18 protein-coding genes are annotated in these 18,881 nt (G+C 50.6%); 12 read left to right on the forward strand and 6 right to left on the reverse strand.

Annotation, left to right across the window (positions count from 1 at the left end; translation table 11 throughout):
• Positions 1-816 precede the first annotated feature (816 nt).
• The 10 genes from ABFC84_15245 to ABFC84_15290 all read left to right on the forward strand — a co-directional run bounded on the left by ABFC84_15245 (position 817) and on the right by ABFC84_15290 (position 10,603).
• Positions 817-1,503, forward strand: a complete 687-nt coding sequence (locus ABFC84_15245; GenBank protein MEN6414093.1) for an HAD hydrolase-like protein — start codon at positions 817-819, stop codon at positions 1,501-1,503.
• A gap of 86 nt (positions 1,504-1,589) precedes the next feature.
• Entirely contained in the window at positions 1,590-1,775 is a 186-nt protein-coding gene (locus ABFC84_15250) for a hypothetical protein (GenBank protein MEN6414094.1), read from the forward strand.
• A 711-nt stretch (positions 1,776-2,486) separates the two neighbouring features.
• Positions 2,487-3,647: an FAD-binding oxidoreductase gene (locus ABFC84_15255; GenBank protein ID MEN6414095.1), complete on the forward strand. Its 1,161-nt coding sequence runs from the start codon at positions 2,487-2,489 to the stop codon at positions 3,645-3,647.
• Positions 3,644-4,939, forward strand: coding sequence for a (Fe-S)-binding protein (locus ABFC84_15260; protein ID MEN6414096.1), 1,296 nt, complete (start codon positions 3,644-3,646; stop codon positions 4,937-4,939). The genes ABFC84_15255 and ABFC84_15260 overlap by 4 nt, the downstream gene beginning before the upstream one ends.
• Before the next feature lie 2 nt (positions 4,940-4,941).
• Positions 4,942-6,327 carry an FAD-linked oxidase C-terminal domain-containing protein gene (locus ABFC84_15265; GenBank protein MEN6414097.1) on the forward strand — a complete coding sequence of 462 codons (1,386 nt, stop codon included), beginning with the start codon at positions 4,942-4,944 and terminating at the stop codon, positions 6,325-6,327.
• Between the two features lie 51 nt (positions 6,328-6,378).
• The gene (locus ABFC84_15270; GenBank protein ID MEN6414098.1) at positions 6,379-7,782 is read left to right on the forward strand and encodes a DASS family sodium-coupled anion symporter; all 1,404 of its coding nucleotides are present in this window, start codon (positions 6,379-6,381) and stop codon (positions 7,780-7,782) included.
• 142 nt (positions 7,783-7,924) lie between these two features.
• On the forward strand, positions 7,925-8,122 hold the full coding sequence (locus tag ABFC84_15275) for a 4Fe-4S binding protein (GenBank protein ID MEN6414099.1): 198 nt from the start codon (positions 7,925-7,927) through the stop codon (positions 8,120-8,122).
• A complete protein-coding gene (locus ABFC84_15280) occupies positions 8,122-9,270 on the forward strand; it encodes a 2-oxoacid:acceptor oxidoreductase subunit alpha (protein MEN6414100.1) in 1,149 nt (382 codons plus the stop codon). The genes ABFC84_15275 and ABFC84_15280 overlap by 1 nt, the downstream gene beginning before the upstream one ends.
• Entirely contained in the window at positions 9,267-10,085 is an 819-nt protein-coding gene (locus ABFC84_15285) for a 2-oxoacid:ferredoxin oxidoreductase subunit beta (GenBank protein ID MEN6414101.1), read from the forward strand. The genes ABFC84_15280 and ABFC84_15285 overlap by 4 nt, the downstream gene beginning before the upstream one ends.
• Positions 10,082-10,603, forward strand: a complete 522-nt coding sequence (locus ABFC84_15290) for a 2-oxoacid:acceptor oxidoreductase family protein (protein ID MEN6414102.1) — start codon at positions 10,082-10,084, stop codon at positions 10,601-10,603. Before ABFC84_15285 ends, ABFC84_15290 begins: the two co-directional genes overlap by 4 nt.
• A 168-nt stretch (positions 10,604-10,771) precedes the next feature.
• Here ABFC84_15290 and ABFC84_15295 read toward each other — a convergent pair whose 3' ends face one another.
• The 4 genes from ABFC84_15295 to ABFC84_15310 form a co-directional block, all read right to left on the reverse strand.
• Positions 10,772-11,728: an NAD(P)-dependent oxidoreductase gene (locus tag ABFC84_15295; GenBank protein ID MEN6414103.1), complete on the reverse strand. Its 957-nt coding sequence runs from the start codon at positions 11,726-11,728 to the stop codon at positions 10,772-10,774.
• Positions 11,729-11,894: 166 nt separating this feature from the next.
• Complete coding sequence (locus ABFC84_15300) at positions 11,895-12,221, reverse strand: cupin domain-containing protein (protein MEN6414104.1); 327 nt, start codon at positions 12,219-12,221, stop codon at positions 11,895-11,897.
• Between the two features lie 31 nt (positions 12,222-12,252).
• Entirely contained in the window at positions 12,253-12,591 is a 339-nt protein-coding gene (locus tag ABFC84_15305) for a hypothetical protein (protein ID MEN6414105.1), read from the reverse strand.
• 63 nt (positions 12,592-12,654) lie between these two features.
• Entirely contained in the window at positions 12,655-13,131 is a 477-nt protein-coding gene (locus ABFC84_15310; GenBank protein ID MEN6414106.1) for a hypothetical protein, read from the reverse strand.
• A 154-nt stretch (positions 13,132-13,285) separates the two neighbouring features.
• Here ABFC84_15310 and ABFC84_15315 point away from each other — a divergent pair, with 154 nt between their 5' ends.
• Together ABFC84_15315 and ABFC84_15320 are read left to right on the forward strand one after the other, a co-directional pair.
• Positions 13,286-14,476, forward strand: coding sequence for a cyclopropane-fatty-acyl-phospholipid synthase family protein (locus tag ABFC84_15315; GenBank protein MEN6414107.1), 1,191 nt, complete (start codon positions 13,286-13,288; stop codon positions 14,474-14,476).
• A gap of 213 nt (positions 14,477-14,689) precedes the next feature.
• Positions 14,690-16,255: a DUF4127 family protein gene (locus ABFC84_15320; protein ID MEN6414108.1), complete on the forward strand. Its 1,566-nt coding sequence runs from the start codon at positions 14,690-14,692 to the stop codon at positions 16,253-16,255.
• Positions 16,256-16,371: 116 nt separating this feature from the next.
• Here ABFC84_15320 and ABFC84_15325 read toward each other — a convergent pair whose 3' ends face one another.
• Both ABFC84_15325 and ABFC84_15330 read right to left on the reverse strand, forming a co-directional pair.
• A complete protein-coding gene (locus ABFC84_15325; GenBank protein ID MEN6414109.1) occupies positions 16,372-18,075 on the reverse strand; it encodes a ShlB/FhaC/HecB family hemolysin secretion/activation protein in 1,704 nt (567 codons plus the stop codon).
• A gap of 30 nt (positions 18,076-18,105) precedes the next feature.
• On the reverse strand, positions 18,106-18,881 hold a 776-nt coding region (locus ABFC84_15330; protein ID MEN6414110.1), incomplete at its 5' end, for an MBG domain-containing protein.

Below are 18,881 nucleotides of genomic sequence, written 5' to 3' on the forward strand. Positions count from 1 at the left end.
CCCCGGTCGCGGCAGCGGAGCCTGCCGCAGCAACGGAGGCCGCAGCCGCGGCTGAGTCTGCCGCCGCACAGCCTGAGGAAGCTCCGGACGAGGAGCCCAAACAGACAGCTGAAGACAATGATGACAGTCCCGACGGACTTAAAGTAATACAATAATTTCAGGCGGTTGAATTGCTGTGCTGCGTCCGCTGTTATTTGCCTGATTGTGCAAATTGCTGGCCTGACTTGGCGGGCTGTTTAAAGACGGCATTATTAAAGCAGGGAGCCGGTCAAGCGGGTTCCCTGCTTTTTAATGACATAAAAAATTGGCCTTAAGGCTTTAACAAGGAAGGGAAAAATTAGCCTTAAGACCATAAAATGAGGAAGTGTATTTAATTTTATCCTTAAATACAAGTTTAGGGTAACATTACGTAGTGCTTTTGTCAATAGAAATGTAAGACTTTTGCTTACTATATTGTAAGGATAACAGTAATTATTGCTATTATTGTCAGGAAAAAATTTTTTTACCGGAAATTAGATTACAAAGAAGATTTTAGATTTGCTTATTCCAGCTGTTTTGGAAAGTGGTGCTGGGACTGATGAGCGGAGTATATCGGGGCAAAGTTTGCAACCTTTAACGGTAATTCGAATCTTAATTATAGCAGCAGTATTATCGATCAATATTTTTCTGGTGGGAGCGGTCCGTCTTCCGTATCGGTTCAGGCAGGTTTAGTAAACCGGGCGGACACATGTTCCAATAATTAACTGGTATCAGAAGAAAGGTTTTTAAGGAGTAAAGCAGAGGAAAAATCTATAACGTTAGGGGGAGGAGTTTACGTTGCGGCTACTTTTCTGGGATATAGACGGGACACTGATCAGAACTTACCAAGCCGGCTTGTACGCATTCCGGCAGGCTGTGGAAGAAATCTGGGGGAAATCAGTTGACTTTGGGGAAATTCGTACAGCCGGTATGACAGATAATTTTATCAGCCGGCAGGTTGTTCAAGCCATTGTAAAAAGAGAGCCGGCAGGGGAGGAGATTGAAGCATTATGCCGCCGTTACGAATCGTTTCTGCCTGAGCAGTTGGCAGCGAGAAACGGGCTTGTTTTACCGGGGGTACAAAGTATTTTAGCAAAGCTTTGCGGCCGGGATGATTATCGGCTGCTGCTGCTGACAGGCAACAGCAAAACAGGGGCGCAGATCAAATTGGATTACTTCGGGCTGGCAAAGTATTTTGATTTTTCCTGCAGTGCCTTTGCCGAACAGTATGAAGACAGAGATGAGATTGCCCGAAATGCTCGGGAGATCGTTCGGACCCATTGGGGCTATTGTCCGGCTCATCAAGTCTATGTCATCGGGGATACTCCCCATGATATCCGCTGCGGGAAAACAATTGGCGCCTATACTATCGGGATAGCGACAGGCGGGTATTCATTAGCGGAATTGAGCAGTTGTTCTCCTTGGTGGTCGGTTGAAACACTGCCTGCGGCGGAAAGGTTTATTACCAAAATATCACAAAAATAAGCTGCGGGTTGAAGAAATTTGCCAAGACAAAGGGCCGCCTATAAGACGGCCTGGCTTGAAGAAAAATTTTCTTAACGGGGAAAGCATTGCTGCCGGGGAAAGCAAAATCGCGGGTAGCATTGCTGCCAGGGAAAACAGAAGCGGGGATAGCACTGTCGCCTAGGAAAACAAAAGAATGGGGAACATTGCCGACGGGGAAGACAGAAGAGCGGGAAGCATTGCTGCCGGGGGAAACAAGAGAAGGGAAAGCACTGCCGACGGGGGAAACATGAGCGCGGGTAGCAAAGGTTCGGGTTACAGAGGATGATTCGCTCATCTTCCGTATCTTCGTTAAACCGCGTTTCTTCCCAGTCGATTATTTCAGGGTCATCCCAGTTATCGCGAAACATCGTGGATTCCTCCTTTTTTAAACCGAGTGAGGACGATTTGCTATATTCTATGTAAACAAAGAGATTTTGGTGATACTTTTTGAAAAAATGGACACCGCAGTGAATGCGGTGCCGGTCAAAATTTTCATCATTAGCAGATAACCGCTGCACAAGTAGTTTTCAACAGTAACATAATGAGAACCAGGGGAATAAGATACAGTAGCTGAAAGAGCTGCTATAGAATTTTATTTAAAGGAGGAATTTTAATGTTTTTTGGTGGTTCCCGATTCCTCTGGTTTCTCGTATTAGTTATCAGTCTATGGATTCTCTTGTTCCCGGATATCTCTATTACCAGTGATTGTAAATAGGGAGTATGTCCGCTCATTGCCCATGCCGGTTTGGTGTGGGCAATGAGTTTGCAGTATAGGAGGACAAGCGGTTTGGCCTTTAACCCGGCAATAAATACATGTTTGTCAGTTAATTTGTCTGTTTCGTCTGAAAAATACAGAAAAATTTATAAATTTTTTGTATACTGAGAGTAAGTCAATCGTAATATTTTATAGTCCTTCATAGTAATGTAAGCAAGATTTCTATTTGACCGGGAGGTGTAAAGCTTTGAAGACAGAATCAACGGTGAGCGTACAATCAAGACAGGAAATTTCAGCTATTTTGCAGCAGGCAGCCCGCGACAAAACGACTCTTTGTGTATATCGGGAAAAAGTTCCGGCTGAAGGCAGAAGACTGGATCTGGGGAAGCTGAAGGCACTGACGGAAATTGATTCCGATAATCTAGTGGCGACGGTTGAGCCGGGCCTGCTGATGGGAGATTTGGCGGAAACTCTTGCCCAAAAAGGACTGCGGTTCATACCGGCCGATGCACCCTACTATCGCCATTTAACAGTCGGGGAGTGGGTTTATCATGGCTGTCCCAGCGTTTCTTCCTGGAAGTACGGTCCGGGAAAACATACGCTGATGGGTTCGACCTATATTCTTCCTTCCGGTAAGAGCATCAGGACAGGAGGGAAAACGGTAAAGAATGTAACCGGCTACGACTTCACCCGGTTTTTGGCGGGGGCATACTGCGATATCGGGATAGGAGTGGAATTTTTACTGAAACTGCTGCCCCAGCCGGAATGTCGCACGACGTTTACTGCGGGATTCGTTTCGTTGCAGCAGGTGTTTAGCTTCATTAATGATTTGAGAAACAATCCGGTTGCCCCGGCGTTTCTGCTGGCCGCCGATGACAGGACGCAGCGGCTGCTTTTAGGCAGGGCGGATACAGTTCCCTTCCTGCTAGAGTTTGAACTGGACGGCGTTACGCAGGAGGTAGAGGGCTTTGGGCAAAAAGTCCGACAGTGGGCTGAGAAAAATCAGGCACTGTCAGTGACTGCCGCCGGCGCTGAAGGCGATTCCCTGCCGCTGAAAAATTTATTTGCTTCCCAGTCGGCCGGCCGGATATGTGATGAATGGAAAGTATTATATGATAAACAACAGCCGGTTCTCGCAGCACTGGGACAGGCATATCCACAGTTCGGCTGGTTCGGACAGTGGGCTGAAGGAAAACTGCATGCAGCTTTCGCTAAGGATCTGACGGATGTCGCGGCGAAGGCAGCGGCTATTTCTGATAAAGTGAAACAATCCGGCGGAGCCGCCAGCGGCAGCTACGACCGACGGCAGGGAAAGCTGCCTGACGGGCCGTTAGGCAAGCTGGAGGCCCAATTGCGCCGGACGATTGATCCCCAAGAAATTTTTGCTCCCCAGGAGGGATTAGCATGAGCGAGGAACATGTCCAGGAACAATGGAAAAAGCAGCTGGTAAAGTGTATACGCTGCGGAACCTGCCGTTCTGTCTGCCCGGTATTTAAGGAGGAAAATAGCGAAAACACCACGGCCCGGGGAAAGGTACAATTGTTGGAAGGCGTCGTGGAAGGAAACGTCAAGCTGACGCCGATTCTGCAGGAGCGCTTTAACAAGTGCTTATTGTGCAAGGCCTGTGTCAAAGGCTGCCCTTCCGGTGTGCGGACCGATCTTCTATTTTTGAGCGCCCGCCAGGCCAATGCCAGGAAGAACAGCTTGCCGCTGGTGAAACGGGTGGCCTTTAAAGGACTGACTTTCCGCAAGTTGTTTGACACCGGGCTGCGCTTCGGCTCGGTGATGCAAAATGTATTTATGAAAAAATCGGCTGATGGCCGGGGCAATCAGGCCCGGTTCAATATTCCCGGTTCGGGTCTGGATTTGCGGCGCATTATACCGCCGTTGGCAGACAAACCGCTGCGGGATCGAATCCCGGAAAAAATCACCGGGGAAAACGCTAAAGGGAAAGCGGTATTTTTTACCGGCTGCATGCTGAATTACATTTATCCGGAGGCAGGGGAAGCTGTTGTCAATATTCTGCGGAAAAACGGCTGGGATGTAACGGTTCCTTCTGACCAGGCTTGCTGTGGTACACCGGCTTTTACTTCCGGCGATCAGGATACCGGCCGGAAACTTGCGGCCGACAATGTCCGGGTTCTGTCAGGGGACTATGATCTGGTAATTACTGCTTGTGCCTCCTGCGGTGCCGCCCTCAAGAATGAATACGGTGAAATTATTCAGGATGAGGACACGCGGCGTAAATGGGAAAAGATATCCGCTAAAGTCATGGATATCAGCGAATTTGTTGAAAAGTTTGGCGATCCAGGCTTGTTTGGGCCGCTGCCCCTTAAAATCACCTATCATGATGCCTGTCATCTGGTACGGGGCATGGATGTGAGCAAGCAGCCGCGGCAGGTTTTTGCCGCGGTGCCCAAGCTGGATTTTCGTGATATGAAGGATGCCGATGTGTGCTGCGGCGCCGGCGGAACCTTCAGTATGGTGTATTATGACCTCTCCCGCCGGATTAATGATCATAAATTGGACAATGCGGCGGATACCGGCGCCGATTATCTTGTCACCGGCTGTTCGGCCTGCCGTATGCACATTACCGACGGACTCAGCCAGCGCGGCAGCAATATGAAGGTCATGCACACTGCCGAATTAATCGACATGGCCTATAAAAGCGGCGAAAATCAGAAGAAAGGAGGAAAATAAGGATGGACCAGCAGATTGTACGGAAATTAACAGCCATCGTGGGAGAAAAGCATGCTTTGACTGAATTTGAAGACCGGTACTGTTATTCCTTTGATTCCACTTTTATCAATGCCATGCCGGATCTGGTTCTTCAGCCGGGGTCGCGGGATGAAATCGCCGCTGTTTGCCGCGTTGCCTATGAGCACGACATACCGGTGGTGACCCGGGGCGCGGCCACCGGACTTTCCGGCGGCGCGGTTCCGGTAAAAGGCGGTATTGTTCTGGAAATGACCCGTCTCAATCACATTATCGAAATCAATACGGTCAACCGTTACGCCATTGTCGAACCGGGAATCGTGACGCAGAATTATCTGGCAGCGGTGGATCAGGCGGGACTGTTTTATCCCCCGGACCCGGCCAGCAGTAAGATGGCCACCTTGGGGGGAAATATCTCTGAATGTGCCGGCGGACCCCACGGCGTAAAGTATGGCATTACCCGGAATTACGTTCTGGGTCTGGAAGTGGTCCTGGCGGACGGCAGTATTGTACAGACCGGAAATCTGGTGGACGGGGACATGAGCGGTCCGGACTGGACCATGCTGTTCTGCGGTTCGGAAGGTACTTTGGGGGTGATTACCAAAATCATGCTCAAATTGACCCAGAAGCCTCAGGCAAAACAGACGATGATGGCGATTTTCGATCGAATTGAAGATGCCGCTACGACAGTAAGCACTATGATGGCTTCGGGAGTTATTCCTACCACTTTAGAGATCATGGATAACTCTACGATCCGGGCGGTGGAAAATTTCCTCAATATCGGCCTGCCGGTGGAAGCCGGGGCTATTCTGCTGATTGAAGTGGACGGAGACCCGAAAGCAGTGGAGAAACACGTGCAGCATGTGATGAAAGTGTGTCAGGATTGTAAGGCGCTAACCGTGAAAGCAGCGAAAACGACCAAGGAAGCCGACGCTCTGTGGAAAGCCCGCCGCTCGGTATCGCCGGCCTGCGGCAAGATTAACCCGACCAAGATTTCTGAAGACGCTACTGTTCCCAGGAGCCGTATTCCCGAAATGGTCGCTGCCGTCCGGGAAATTGCCGAAAAATATAAACTAAAAATGGTCATCTTCGGTCATGCCGGTGATGGAAACCTGCATCCCAATATCCTCAGCAACAAGCATGACAAGGAAGAAATGGCCCGGGTGAGCAAGGCGGTGGAAGAATTATTTCAGGCAGCGTTGAAACTGGGCGGTACTTTAAGCGGCGAGCATGGTATCGGTTATCTGAAAGCGCCCTTCCTGGTTTGGGAATTAGGGGAAGAGGGATTCCAGTTTGGCAAAGATGTAAAACAGGCCGTGGATCCCAAATGTCTGCTGAATCCGGGTAAAATGTTTGATTATCGCGCTTCTTAAGAGAGTGCTGCTGAAAATTAGGATAAAATAATAATCGCGGGGAGGATGAAGATGCAAAAGACGAAATGGTGGGCAATTATCCTGGCGATCGTTGCTTTAGTCGGAATCATCTGGGCTACCCCTGATGCCCAGGGCCTTTCGCTCCAAGGGAAAAAATCCCTGGCAATCGCCGTATTTGCCATTATTATCTGGATTACCCAGGCTCTGGATGATGCTCTGAGCGGCATTGTTATTGTCTTACTGTTGGCCGGACTGGGAGCCACCAATGTTGGCGGAGCCTTTGCCGGGTATTCCAATACTTCACTCTGGTTAATTGTTATCGGCTTTATTATGGCCGGCTGTATGGAAAAATCAGGTCTTTCCAAGCGGATTGCTTTGTTTATGATCAATGCGGCCGGCGGTTCGGCGGTAAAAATTTACTGGGCCGTTGCCGCCGCTATTGCCGTTACCACTTTCCTGGTCCCTTCGATTACAGCCAGGACATTGCTGATGCTTCCTATCATTTTAGGTATCGGTCAGGCTTTTAAGGCAGAGAAAGGGAAAAGCAATATAATCAAAGCCCTTTTCTTTATCGTGGCGATGAGCGGCACGATGATGAGCTGCGGCGTTTTAACCGGTCATGTGGGAAATCCGGCTACTGCCGGTCTGATTGAAGCTGCAACCCATAAAGTTGTTACCTGGTCGGAATGGTTCAGAATTGGCGCGTTTCCCGCTTTTTCTTTGGCCTTTTTGTCCGTATTTTTGATAAAATGGATGTGGCCGCCGGAAATCAAAACGATTGATAATGCGCAGGAATATGTAAAAAATGAGCTGGCTGCGATAGGAGTTTTCTCAAAAAAAGAGAAATATACGTTAGTGGTATTTATCGTAACACTGCTTCTGTGGGCTACCGATTCTTATCATAAGGTCAATGTTGCTATTGTGGGAATGTTATCCATTACCCTGCTGCTCTGGCCTTCCATTGGCGTAATGTCATGGAAGGAAGCCCAGCAGAAAGTTCCCTGGAATGTGTTTGTCCTATACGGCTCCGGCTTGTCCATGGGGGTTGCTATGGTAACATCCGGTGCCGCCAAATGGCTGGCCGGCACTTTGCTGGGGCCGATTGTCGGGCTTTCGCTTGGCATACAGATGGTGATTCTGATTTGGATTGTTACGGCGCTGCAGATCTTTTTTACCGGCGGCGGACCGAAAACAACAGCTCTTACGCCGGTTGTACTGGCTCATGCCGTTGCCATTGGCGCCGATCCGTTGGTTTTTGCCTTGATTCTGGGGATGAATATGCAGCATCAATATATTTTGCCGGTCAGCAATATGCCAAACGCTGTTGTTATCGGCACCGGGCATATTCGGGTCAACGAAATGATTCGCACCGGCAGTGTGATGAGTGTTTTTGCCGCAGCCTATATGAGCATTATGGTCATGACATTCTGGACCTGGATGGGATTAGTTCCTTAAGGGCAAAAACCCTTCGGCATTTCCGCTTTTTCTTTCGTTGCGGGGAAATGCCGGCTCGCCGGTATTTCCCATACTGTGCACAGCAGCATTTTGCTGGAAGTTCCACATAAGCAATGTAATTCTAAAATAGGAGGAATCTATTGTGAGCAAACTGATCATTCGGACCAATCGCTGCAAGGGCTGCAATGTGTGTGTAACCTTCTGCCCGAAAAAAGTTCTGGCACTGGATACTCTGGGAAAAGTCCAGGCGGTCCGTGAAGCGGACTGCATCCAGTGCGGGCAATGCGAACTGCGCTGTCCCGATTTCGCCATTCGTGTGGCACCTAAGGAGGGTAAATAATGACACAAGCAAAACTTATGCAGGGAAATGAAGCCTGTGCCCAAGGCGCATTAGCCGCTGGCGTACGCTTCTTTGGCGGGTATCCGATTACCCCGTCCACCGAAATTGCCGAACAAATGGCAAGAGAACTACCGAAAGTAGGCGGCACTTTCATTCAGATGGAAGATGAAATCGCCAGCATGGCCGTTATTCTGGGCGCAAGCCTGGGCGGCAAGAAAGTTTTGACCGCAACTTCCGGCCCCGGATTCTCCCTGAAACAAGAACTGATCGGTTACGCGGCGATTGCCGAAATTCCGGCCGTTATCGCCAACGTACAACGGGTAGGTCCTTCTACCGGCCAGCCGACTTCACCGGCACAAGGCGACGTCATGCAGGCCCGCTGGGGTACTCACGGCGATCATCCCATGATTGCCCTGTCACCCTGGACAGTGCGGGAAGCCTTTGATGTAGCCGTAAAAGCCGTCAATTATTCTGAACGGTTCCGTACGCCGGTCATCATTTTACTGGATGAAGTCGTCGGCCATATGCGGGAAAAAGTAGTGCTGCCTGAACAAAACGAAATCGAAATTTATCCGCGGCGGAAACCGACAAAATCCCGGGCCGAAGGCTATCAGCCCTTTACCCCGGAAGATGATTTGGTACCGAACCCGGCAGACTTTGGGACAGGCTACCGGATTCATGTCAGCGGCCTGGTCCACGACGACACCGGGTTTCCCACCGGCAGCCCGAAAGTTACCGAAGAGTGCATTAAACGGCTGCATGAAAAAATTGATCGGGTCAAAGATGAAATTACCCATTACGATGAATTCTTCATGGACGACGCCGAAGTGGCTGTCGTAACCTATGGCGGAACTGCCCGTACCGCTTACGCCGCAGTGGAAGCGGCTCGTGCCAAAGGCCAAAAAGTCGGCATGGTGCGGCTCATGACCATCTGGCCTTTCGCCGACAAAGTCATTCAAAAAGTAGCGGCAAAAACAAAGGCGATTCTGGTGCCGGAAATGAACTACGGGCAGCTGGTGCGGGAAATTGAACGGGCCGCAGCGGGTCAGGCCAAGGTCGTTTCCCTGCCGAAATATAATACAGAGATATTTACGCCTGCGGAAATCGGCGGCGCCATCGATCAACTCGTCTCGGAGGTGGCAAAATGAAAGATTACGAACAATACTTTAGAAGCAACCGTCTGCCCCACATTTGGTGTCCCGGCTGCGGCAACGGCATCATCATGAAATCCATTGCCAAAGCCATAGCCAAGCTGGATATGGATCAGGACAAAACCGTTATCGTATCCGGTATCGGCTGCTCCTCTAGGGCCAGCGGCTATATGGACTTTGACACACTGCACACGGCTCACGGCCGGGCGATTCCTTTCGCTACCGGCGTGAAACTGGCCAATCCGGAACTGAAAGTCATTGTTATCACCGGCGACGGCGACTGCACGGCTATCGGCGGCAACCATTTTATTCATGGCGCCCGGCGTAATGTGGACTTAACCGTCGTGCTGTTTAACAACAATATTTACGGGATGACCGGCGGTCAGGCCTCTCCGTTGACGCCAACCACCAAAAAGGCGACCACCGCTCCTTACGGCACGGTAGATCGTCCCTTCGATCCCTGCCAGCTGGCTCAGGCGGCCGGTGCGACTTTCGTGGCCAGGGGTACGGCTTTCCATGCGGCGCAGCTGCCGGATCTGATTGCCAAAGGCATTCAGAATAACGGGTTCTCCCTAATTGAAGCCATTACTCCCTGCCCAATCTCTTATGGCCGGCAAAACAAATTAGGTGACTCTTCGGCTATGTTGAAATGGATGGGTGAACACGGTGTGCCGAAAGTTGCTTATGAGAAACTGTCGGCAGAAGAAAGAACGGAAAAATTCCCGCTGGGAGTTTTATATGAATCCCAGTTTGGCGAATATTCGGCAGAATATGCCCATGTGATTGAACGGGCAGAGGGGGGTCAGAAATGAACCAGATTCGTTTATCCGGCTCAGGCGGTCAGGGCTTAATCACCGCCGGGATTATCCTGGCGGAAGCCGCTATTTTGGAAGGAAAAGAAGCCGTACAATCCCAGTCGTATGGCCCGGAGGCCCGCGGCGGCGCTTCCAAAGCGGAAGTCATTATTTCCGACAAATTCATATATCATCCGAAAGTAGTCGGTCCGGAAATTGTTCTGGCCATGACGCAGCAGGCAGCCGACAAATATGCATCTGATTTGGCAGCAGACGGTCTGTTGATTATCGATACCGACCTGGTTCCCAATCCGCCTCAGGGGAAAAAGATCGAATCCGTGCCGATTACCCGCTTGTCCAAGGAAAAACTCGGCCGGGAACTGTTCGCCAATATCATTGCCTTAGGTCTTTTGGTGAAAGTAACCGGTGTTGTAACCTTGGATACCATCAAGAAAGCAGTAGCCCATCGTGTTCCGCCTCATACGGTGGACAAGAACATGGAAGCGCTGATGATTGGCTATGAAGCGGTGAAATAAGTTAATAAAATGCCCTAACGTTCCGAGAGGAATGCTAGGGCATTCTTTATTGCTATGAATTGTTATCGTGAGCGGCAGCCGAGATTGCTTCGCTGCCGCTCGCAATGACAGCTTTTTGCTTTTTGCTATGAGCTATGAGCTATGAGCCAAAAGCCAATCGTCCCTAACTCAATTTACTACATTAATCGGTTTTCCTTCAATGAAGGCTTGAATATCCGCTGCCAGCAGTTCGATCAGCCGCTGCCGGGATTCAATGCAGCGCCAGCCGATATGAGGGGTGAGGATTACATTGTCCATAGAAAATAAGGGGTTGTCCAAAGCGGGCGGTTCCGGGTCCTGAACGTCGAGAGCCGCGCCGGCGATCACTTTCTGCTGCAAGGCTTCAATCAGATCCGCTTCGTTGATGATTGCACCCCGGGCAGTGTTGATGAGAAAGGCGGAAGGTTTCATCAGCTTCAGCTTGTTCTTATTAATCAGGTGCCTAGTGCCAGCGGTAAGGGGACAGTGAATCGTGACAAAATCACTTTGTTTGAGCAGGTCGTCCAGACCGGCAGCTTGTATTTTAGGGTTATCCCAGGATTTCGGCGTCCGGTTGTAGGCCAGGATATTCATTCCCAGTGCCAAGGCGACATTCATCACTTGACGGCCGATGGAGCCGGCGCCGATGACACCAAGGGTCTTGTTCTTTAGCTCCGCATGAGGCACCTGTAGATATTTGGTAAAGTTATCGAAGTTTTTCCGCTCCAGCATAATTTGCTGGCGAATCAATGAGGAGCTTAAGTTCAGCATAAAGGTAACCGCCAGTTGGGCGACAGCATCGGTGCTGTAACCGGGCAGGTTGCAGACGGTGATATTTTTTTCTCTGGCAGCGGCAATGTCGATGTTATTATAGCCGGTGCCGGCTTCGCAGATGAGCTGAACCGAGTCGGGAAAGCAGCTGATTATATCCCTGCCAACCGGCATTTCTTTGGTAATAACAATATTCTGGTTGTTCACTCTTGCCAAAATTTCTTCGTCGCTGCTGGAATCATACTTGGTAACAGTCGTCAGATTGGTGATGGACGAAAAGTCTAATTTTTTGTCAAAATCCACTTTAGCGGCATTCAGAAATACGGTGTTTTTCATATGAATCCTCCCGTTATAATGGTTATGAGCCATGAGCACCACAGCGCTGTCATCGCGAGGCGTTAGCCGTGGCGATCTCAAAGCTGAAAGAAGCACCCGTCACAAAGAGATTGCTTCGCTGTTGCTCACAATGACAATCCCAGTGGTATGTATGAGCCAGAACGAATTACAGAAAATCCTGCCGGATGGGAGTGAAGGCATCGACGATGATGGAATCGTCTTCCAGGGATACGACACCGTGAAGGGTATTTTTGGGGGCATGGTAGCAGTCTCCCTGCTTGACAATTCTCTTCTCATTGCCTACCAGAATTTCAAAGCTGCCTTTGACCACATAGCCGACTTGTTCGTGGCTTTCATGCCGGTGTGGTTCGCCCACGCCGCCTTTGGCGAAATGAAACTCCGCTAACATCAGCTCTTGTCCGGCAATTAAGACCTTGCGGGAAGTGGTTTCATTCAGCTTTTTACCGGAGATGTCCCGGTTTTGGATAATCATTTTATTCCTCTCCTTTTTGAACCAAATATCGCTAACGACTGCCGGAAGCTTTTTTCCGGCGGGTCTTAGTTTTTGCAAGTTTGGCGGCTTCTCTTTTTGCCAGCAGGTAGCGAATAAGACTGTAGGCCAAGGCGGTTATTCCCAGGATACCGGCGGTAGTTGCCAGCCAGTCAAAGGACGGCGCCAGATTAGTATCAATGGCCAGGGAGCAGAGAAACCAATAGGTGCCGCTAATGGTCCACAGGGGAAATTGGGGAATGGGGTTATGAAATACCCGGTGGTTTTTGTGAATCTGCCAGGACCATTCCAGCATGTATATCGCAATATATACGACAATGGCTGGCTCCAACCCTTGTACGAAAGACGCCATAAAGCAACCTCCTGTTTTGAATTTTCCTTTTACTTCTGTTATGGGATTGTCGGGCAAGAAATGTTACAAATTGCTCCAGGTGATTTTGGGTTCGGAAAATTCCGGCGGGGTAAATGAGATGCTTTCTGTTTGCCCGTTATTCCGGACCTGCAGATTAATGGAACCTAGATTGACATTTTTGCTGTCCCGGACAGAAAGTAAAATATTTACTAAGGCACCTTTTTCGGTAACAAGACTAAGCTGACCGGAGTCCTTTCCGGCGTTGACAATCGTTTCAGTTTTTTCATGAATCTGGGTTTGCCCAAAACTCCAGACAAGTTTAATGTCGGCCGGTTTTCCCAGGTCGGAGTCTTTTGTCAGGAAGGTATATTTCCAGAAGATCTCCGGTTGATCAACAGTAGCTTTTACCGTAAGCGTGGCCTGACCAGGCGCCGACTGAGCGGTTGCTGTTGTCGCTGCTGCTGCCGCGGATGGTAGCGACAGACCGGCGATAACAGCCGACATCATTAAAACTAAGGTTAATTTTATAAACTGTCTCATCTATTATTACACCTCCGCATATAACTAATCATATATTAATTGTAGCATAATTTGACAAGCTGGGATATGAAAATTTTGCGATCTTGCTTTCTGCCGGCAGGGGACTATCTGGGTGATGTGGAAGAATATCTTATTGAACATGGAGGTGGTTTAAGTGAAAAAAGCAGTATTGCAGGCAGTGTTTGAACAATTTAAAAAAGGAGGACTTACAGTACGTTATTGGGATGGTGAGGAAGTATTCTATGGAGACAGCGAGCCGAAGGTGAAGCTGATTTTTAAGCAAAAGCCGCCGTTGGTAGCCAGTATTGAAGACCCGATTTTAACCTTCGGTGAATATTATATGGATGAAATTATTGATTTTGAAGGCGATGTGGATGAAATTAGCCGGATAGTGGAAATGAATATGGGGGCTCTGGATCAAAACGGCGGCGGCAAATGGATGATGGGAAGGACGCTGAAAGGCTTGACATCCGTTGCCGATAAGCTGAAGCAGAGGCACAATATTCATGATCATTATGATTTAGGCAATGATTTTTTTGCGTTATGGCTTGATAAAACCATGAGCTATTCCTGCGGTTATTTTAAAACGCCCCAAGACAGTCTTTATGACGCCCAGCTGCAAAAAATTGATTTGATTTTGAAAAAGCTGCGGCTGCAGCAGGGACAGCGTCTGCTGGATATCGGCAGCGGCTGGGGCTGGCTCATTATCCGGGCGGCGCAGCAGTATGGAGTGAAGGCTGTGGGCATTACTTTAAGCGAGGAACAGTATGCCGGCACCAGGGAACGGATCGAGAAACTGGGACTGGGCGAACAGATTCAGGTGAAGCTGATGAATTATCTGGATCTTGACCCGGCAAAAGATCAGTTCGACCGAATTGTCAGTGTGGGAATGTTTGAACATGTAGGAAGAGAAAATTTACCCCAATATATGAAAAAGGTAAATGAATTACTGGTGCCTCAAGGGTTGTCCATGCTGCATACTATTACCAATATGATCGAGCATGAACCGAATGCCTGGGCACGGAAATATATTTTTCCCGGCGGTTATGTACCCTCCCTGCGGGAAACAATCGGGCTGTTCCCCGACTATGATTTCCATCTGCTCCACGCCGAAAGTCTGCGGCTGCACTATGCCATGACCCTGGAACATTGGTACAAGAACTTTTCCGAACATCTGCCGGAAGTGGAAAAGAAATTCGGTCGTCGGTTTGTCCGCATGTGGACCTTATATCTTCGCTTCTGCGCTTCTTCTTTCCGGACTTCCGGGCTGGATATCTACCAAATCCTGTTTTCCAAAGGCTTGAACAATTCCCTGCCCCTTACCCTGGAAGAGATCTATCGGTAAAACAGGTTCAATAGTATTAGTATTGTAAGAGAAAATAGTAACCAGGCTGGGGTTGGCATAACTTCCGTTTTGTGGGATAATAAAACATAAAGTGGCTTTGGGCATCCTTCTCAGTGCATGTTGTGAACGAATAATAGGGACTCGCTGCTGCGGGTCTCTTTACTCGTTTTTACCGTAAGTAAGGTGCCTGTAAATATTAAAGGAGGAGATGGAATGAATCATAGCAAGTCCATATTGCTGGCGGCCTTTTTATTTTGTCTGCTGCTGATGCCGACGGTACAAGCTAAGACACTGCTGTATGTACCGGCAGATGACAGGCCGGTTAGTTTAGAGTATGTAGCTGATACGGTTAAGGCGGCTAAGCTGGATATTATGACACCGCCGACCGCCGATTTAGCCAGCCGGAACCGGGGAGGCGACAGCTACCAGCTATGGCAATGGGTGCTGGACAACTGCAAGCAGGCCGACGCGATTATTTTATCGGCAGATACTATGATATACGGTGGCTTGGTGGATTCCCGTACGCATCATTTATTTAATTATGAACTGAAAGCGAGAATGGATAATTTTCGCAAATTGAAGGAACTCAATCCCACTGCCCGAATCTATGTATTCAGTACCATTATGCGGACGCCGAAAATGAGCGCCGGCGGAGTGGAACCTCCTTATTATGAAACTTATGGCGAAAATATTTTTCAGCTGACAGCTCTCCAGGACAAAGAAGAAGTCCAGGGACTGACCGGGGAGGAGCAGAAGCGGCTGAAAGAAGTCAGAGAGTTAATCCCCCGGGATGACTTAAACGACTGGCTGGATCGGCGGAGCAAAAATTTCCGGATGAATACCGAACTCATCGACATGACCCGGAATAATATATTCAGCTATCTGATTATCGGCCGGGACGATACCGCGCCTTTTTCTCAGTCCCATAAAGAAGGACGGGCTTTGACTAAAAGCGCTTCCGACCTTCCGGCCAGCAAGTTCGGCACTTTTCCCGGGGCCGATCAACTGGGAATGGTATTGGTAACCAGGGCGATTAATGACTTGGAGACGCGTATCCCCATTGTGGAAGTTCATTATGCTTTGGGGTCCGGATCTGATACTATACCGACTTATGAGGATCAACCGGTTGGCAAAACGATTATCGCCCATATCGTTGCCGCCGGCGGAATCGTGATGTTATCGCCCCAGCGGCCTGATTTGGTGCTGGTAGTCAATACGCCGGTAAACGGGGTGACACTGGAGGCCGATTCCTTCAGCAATCTTCCCATATCCACCCCCGGCATGCATCGGTTCGCGGATGAAATTCAGTCGTACCTGAACACCGGGAAAAAGATTGCCATTGCTGACATTGCTTTTGGCAATGGTGCCGATAATTCTCTGCTGCATGAGTTAGCCGGCCGGCATTTGCTGGAAAAGTTCAGTTCCTATTCCGGCTGGAATACAGCCAGCAATACCATTGGCTATGCCGTTGGTCAGGGTATGCTGGCGCGTGACATGAGCGATCAGAAACGCCGGAATTTATTAGCGGTACGTTATTTGGACGATTGGTCCTATCAGGCCAATATTCGCAGCCAGGTCGATAGCGAGGTGCTTTATCCCCAAGGGGGCAGTTTGGTGTATCTGAATCAGCTGACGCCGCTGCTCACAGCCGAAACGGAAAAAAGGATCCGGTCCTTTACCAAAGCCAATATCGACTGGCTTTCGCCGGAACGGATCCACGTATCCTTTCCCTGGAACCGGATGTTTGAAGTGAGGATTGCAGTCGATCCTCAGCCATAAGAACTGCCCTGCTCAGATGAAAAATGAGCAGGGCAGTTCTTTATCCCGTTGCAGGGGCAGATAATGGTGCACTTTGGCCGGGCATGACTGATATTTTTTCTTGTAGGTGGATTTAGTTAGAAGTAGCGGATTCCCTGCAGCCACAGGCGGCCGTTTTTGTCGCTGCCGGAGGTGGCGGTTTCATCGCCGATTTTCCAGGCATAGTCGAGGCGGAGAGCATACTCCCGGCTGTGAGCCCAGCGGATGCCCAGACCGGCTCCCATCAGGCTGCGGCGGTTGTTGCCCGCACCGGCCCAGGGGTGCTTGTTGACCATCACATTGCCGTAATCGTAGAATCCGGCCAGACTGACCGTGTTTTTGCTGTCGGACAGTCCCGGCAGCAGCCACTGGAGTTCGCCGGAGATCAGATAGCCTTCATCCCCGGAGGCTTCTCCCTGGGGAAAAGCCCGTACTTCGTCGGCTCCGCCCAAAAACAGCTTTTCCGAGGAATCCAGATTTTTATTGGCCGTTTGACCGGTAAAATGGAATGCAAAATTTAGATTGCGGGCTACAGCCTGCTGCCGATGCCAGTCCAGCACCGTTTTGGCAAAGTCCCCCGCCGATTGAGCGGTAGAAGCATCGTAGGCGGCAGTGGCGGCAGCTTCGATGTCCAGCTTGCCCCGGTAGTGGGTGAGGGAGAAGGAATTACTACCGCCGCCCAGCCAATTGTCGCTGAAATTGCCGGACAGACCGAGATTCCACATTCCGTCGTTTTTCGGTGATTCATTGCCCGCCGCAGCGTCTTTCAGATGCTTCACATCATAACCGGCGGAGCCATAGAGGCTGAATTCCCGGCTGCGGCGCAGGGGATAGCTGACGCTGTAGCTGGTAGTGACTGACCGGCCGCTGTAGCCGGCAGCGGCAAATTCTTCCCCCAGAGTATAATGGACCCGGGAATGGCTGACGCTCCAGCGGGCGCCGTCATTGCCCAGCAGAGCGCTGTAACCGAAGTCATAGTCGCCCAGCCGCTGACCTTCGGTGAGCAGGCCGCCCAGGCGGAAGGAGTCGCCGGTGTTGGTGCAATTGTTGATGGTTGCCGTGATGCCGGTCCGGGTTTCGCCAGTATAGCGGTTGCCCCAGTTGTCACCATAGAAAGCGCCGCTCACCTTGGCGCCGTCGGCTGCGGTGACCACCAGATCGGCAGTCCCGGCGTCCTTTCCCGGCACCAGAGTAGCGCTGGCTTGCAGGCCGCTGATGTCATTCAGCAGCAGCAGCGCTCTCTCCAAGGATTCCCGGGTGATGATGCTGCCGGGACTGGCCGCAAACAGCATGTCTTTGATCCTCTCCGGGCGGATATGGGCCGAACCTTTGACTTGGATTTCCTCGTATTTGCCGGGAACCACGGCAATCGTAACTACGCCGTCCTTGATGTCCTGGGCCGGTATGTAGGCAAAGGCGACGAGATAGCCTTTTTGCCGCAAGTGATTCGTGATTCGACCGGCCAGTTCGTTTAATCGGCTTAACGTGATTTCTTTACCGGTATCCCCGGTTACAAGGGACTGCAGTTCTTCCTGGGGAACCGGCAGGTCGCCGCTGAAGCGGAAGGAGTGTACCGCAAAACTTACCTGGCCGGATTCGCCGGCGGGAGGCTCCTGGCCTTCCACGGAAATGACCGGGCCTTTTTTTTCAACCGGCTGCTGTATCGCCGGCGGCTTGCTGCCTTCCAGGGCGGTTGCGGAATTCGGCGGAGTGGCCGCCCAGACGGGAAATGATGTACAGACAAAGGGCAGCGTCAGGAGCGCCAGCCACTTTTTGCTGCGACGTAATTTGGTTTTTTTCATTTTTTACGTATCCTTTCCGCTATGATTGCTTTATTGTTTATCGGGTTTTGAAAGCCTGGAAAGCTCCGAATCCGTCAATGGCAGACAACCCGTCAGATTGATGCCCGGCGGAATGACCGTCAGGGAATCCGGAAGCTGGAAACCGGCAGTACGGAAGAGAGGAGCGGCATTAATAAAGCCGGGAATCGCTCTCTGTTCGGCAGTGCCGACTGCACCGGTATAGGAGTCGGATTGCCAGGGAGCCGTATTAATCGTCAAAATGCCGGGGGTGTTGCCGGTGGCGGCCAGGGTATAGTTGGAGTTGCTGATAGCCGTCACTCTTTCGCTGTAAGTTCCCGTCTTCGTAGCGGGAGACAGAGAAACCGCAGTGTTGGCACCATCGTAGACCGTTACGACAGCATTGACCATATCATTGTTGACAATGCCAGTCAGGGAAGCCGCTCCCGGAACGGCCGCCGTGCCGTAGACGATGGCAGTGTTTGCCACGCTCCAGGTCAGCGGCCTGGGCGTGATGGTCAGCGTGCCGGGCGTGCTGCCGGTGGACGCCAGGGTATAGTTGGAATTGGACAGGGAGGATACCGTTTCGCTATACGTCCCCACGGAAGCCGTGGCGAGAGAAGAAACCGGACTGCCGCCGCTGTTGCTGACGCTGATGACGGCGCCGGGATCGTCGCCGCCGCAGAGATTGCTCCAGGTAACGGTGCCCGGAGCAACCGAGCCGTAGACGGCGGTGGTACTGGTGATGCTGTAGCTGATCGGTCGCTGGGTAATCGTAAAGTTGACCGGTGCGGTACGTAACGACACCG

Source organism: Veillonellales bacterium (assembly GCA_039680175.1).
In the GTDB taxonomy this organism is placed as follows: domain Bacteria; phylum Bacillota; class Negativicutes; order JAAYSF01; family JAAYSF01; genus JBDKTO01.

Excerpts from the sequence above, each read along its gene's own strand:
- ABFC84_15260 (MEN6414096.1), top strand. The coding sequence starts at position 3,644 with ATGAGCGAGGAACATGTCCAGGAACAATGGAAAAAGCAGCTGGTAAAG.
- ABFC84_15265 (MEN6414097.1), top strand. The coding sequence starts at position 4,942 with ATGGACCAGCAGATTGTACGGAAATTAACAGCCATCGTGGGAGAAAAG.
- ABFC84_15270 (MEN6414098.1), top strand. The coding sequence starts at position 6,379 with ATGCAAAAGACGAAATGGTGGGCAATTATCCTGGCGATCGTTGCTTTA.
- ABFC84_15280 (MEN6414100.1), top strand. The coding sequence starts at position 8,122 with ATGACACAAGCAAAACTTATGCAGGGAAATGAAGCCTGTGCCCAAGGC.
- ABFC84_15285 (MEN6414101.1), top strand. The coding sequence starts at position 9,267 with ATGAAAGATTACGAACAATACTTTAGAAGCAACCGTCTGCCCCACATT.
- ABFC84_15290 (MEN6414102.1), top strand. The coding sequence starts at position 10,082 with ATGAACCAGATTCGTTTATCCGGCTCAGGCGGTCAGGGCTTAATCACC.
- ABFC84_15295 (MEN6414103.1), bottom strand. The coding sequence starts at position 11,728 with ATGAAAAACACCGTATTTCTGAATGCCGCTAAAGTGGATTTTGACAAA.
- ABFC84_15300 (MEN6414104.1), bottom strand. The coding sequence starts at position 12,221 with ATGATTATCCAAAACCGGGACATCTCCGGTAAAAAGCTGAATGAAACC.
- ABFC84_15305 (MEN6414105.1), bottom strand. The coding sequence starts at position 12,591 with ATGGCGTCTTTCGTACAAGGGTTGGAGCCAGCCATTGTCGTATATATT.
- ABFC84_15310 (MEN6414106.1), bottom strand. The coding sequence starts at position 13,131 with ATGAGACAGTTTATAAAATTAACCTTAGTTTTAATGATGTCGGCTGTT.
- ABFC84_15320 (MEN6414108.1), top strand. The coding sequence starts at position 14,690 with ATGAATCATAGCAAGTCCATATTGCTGGCGGCCTTTTTATTTTGTCTG.
- ABFC84_15325 (MEN6414109.1), bottom strand. The coding sequence starts at position 18,075 with ATGAAAAAAACCAAATTACGTCGCAGCAAAAAGTGGCTGGCGCTCCTG.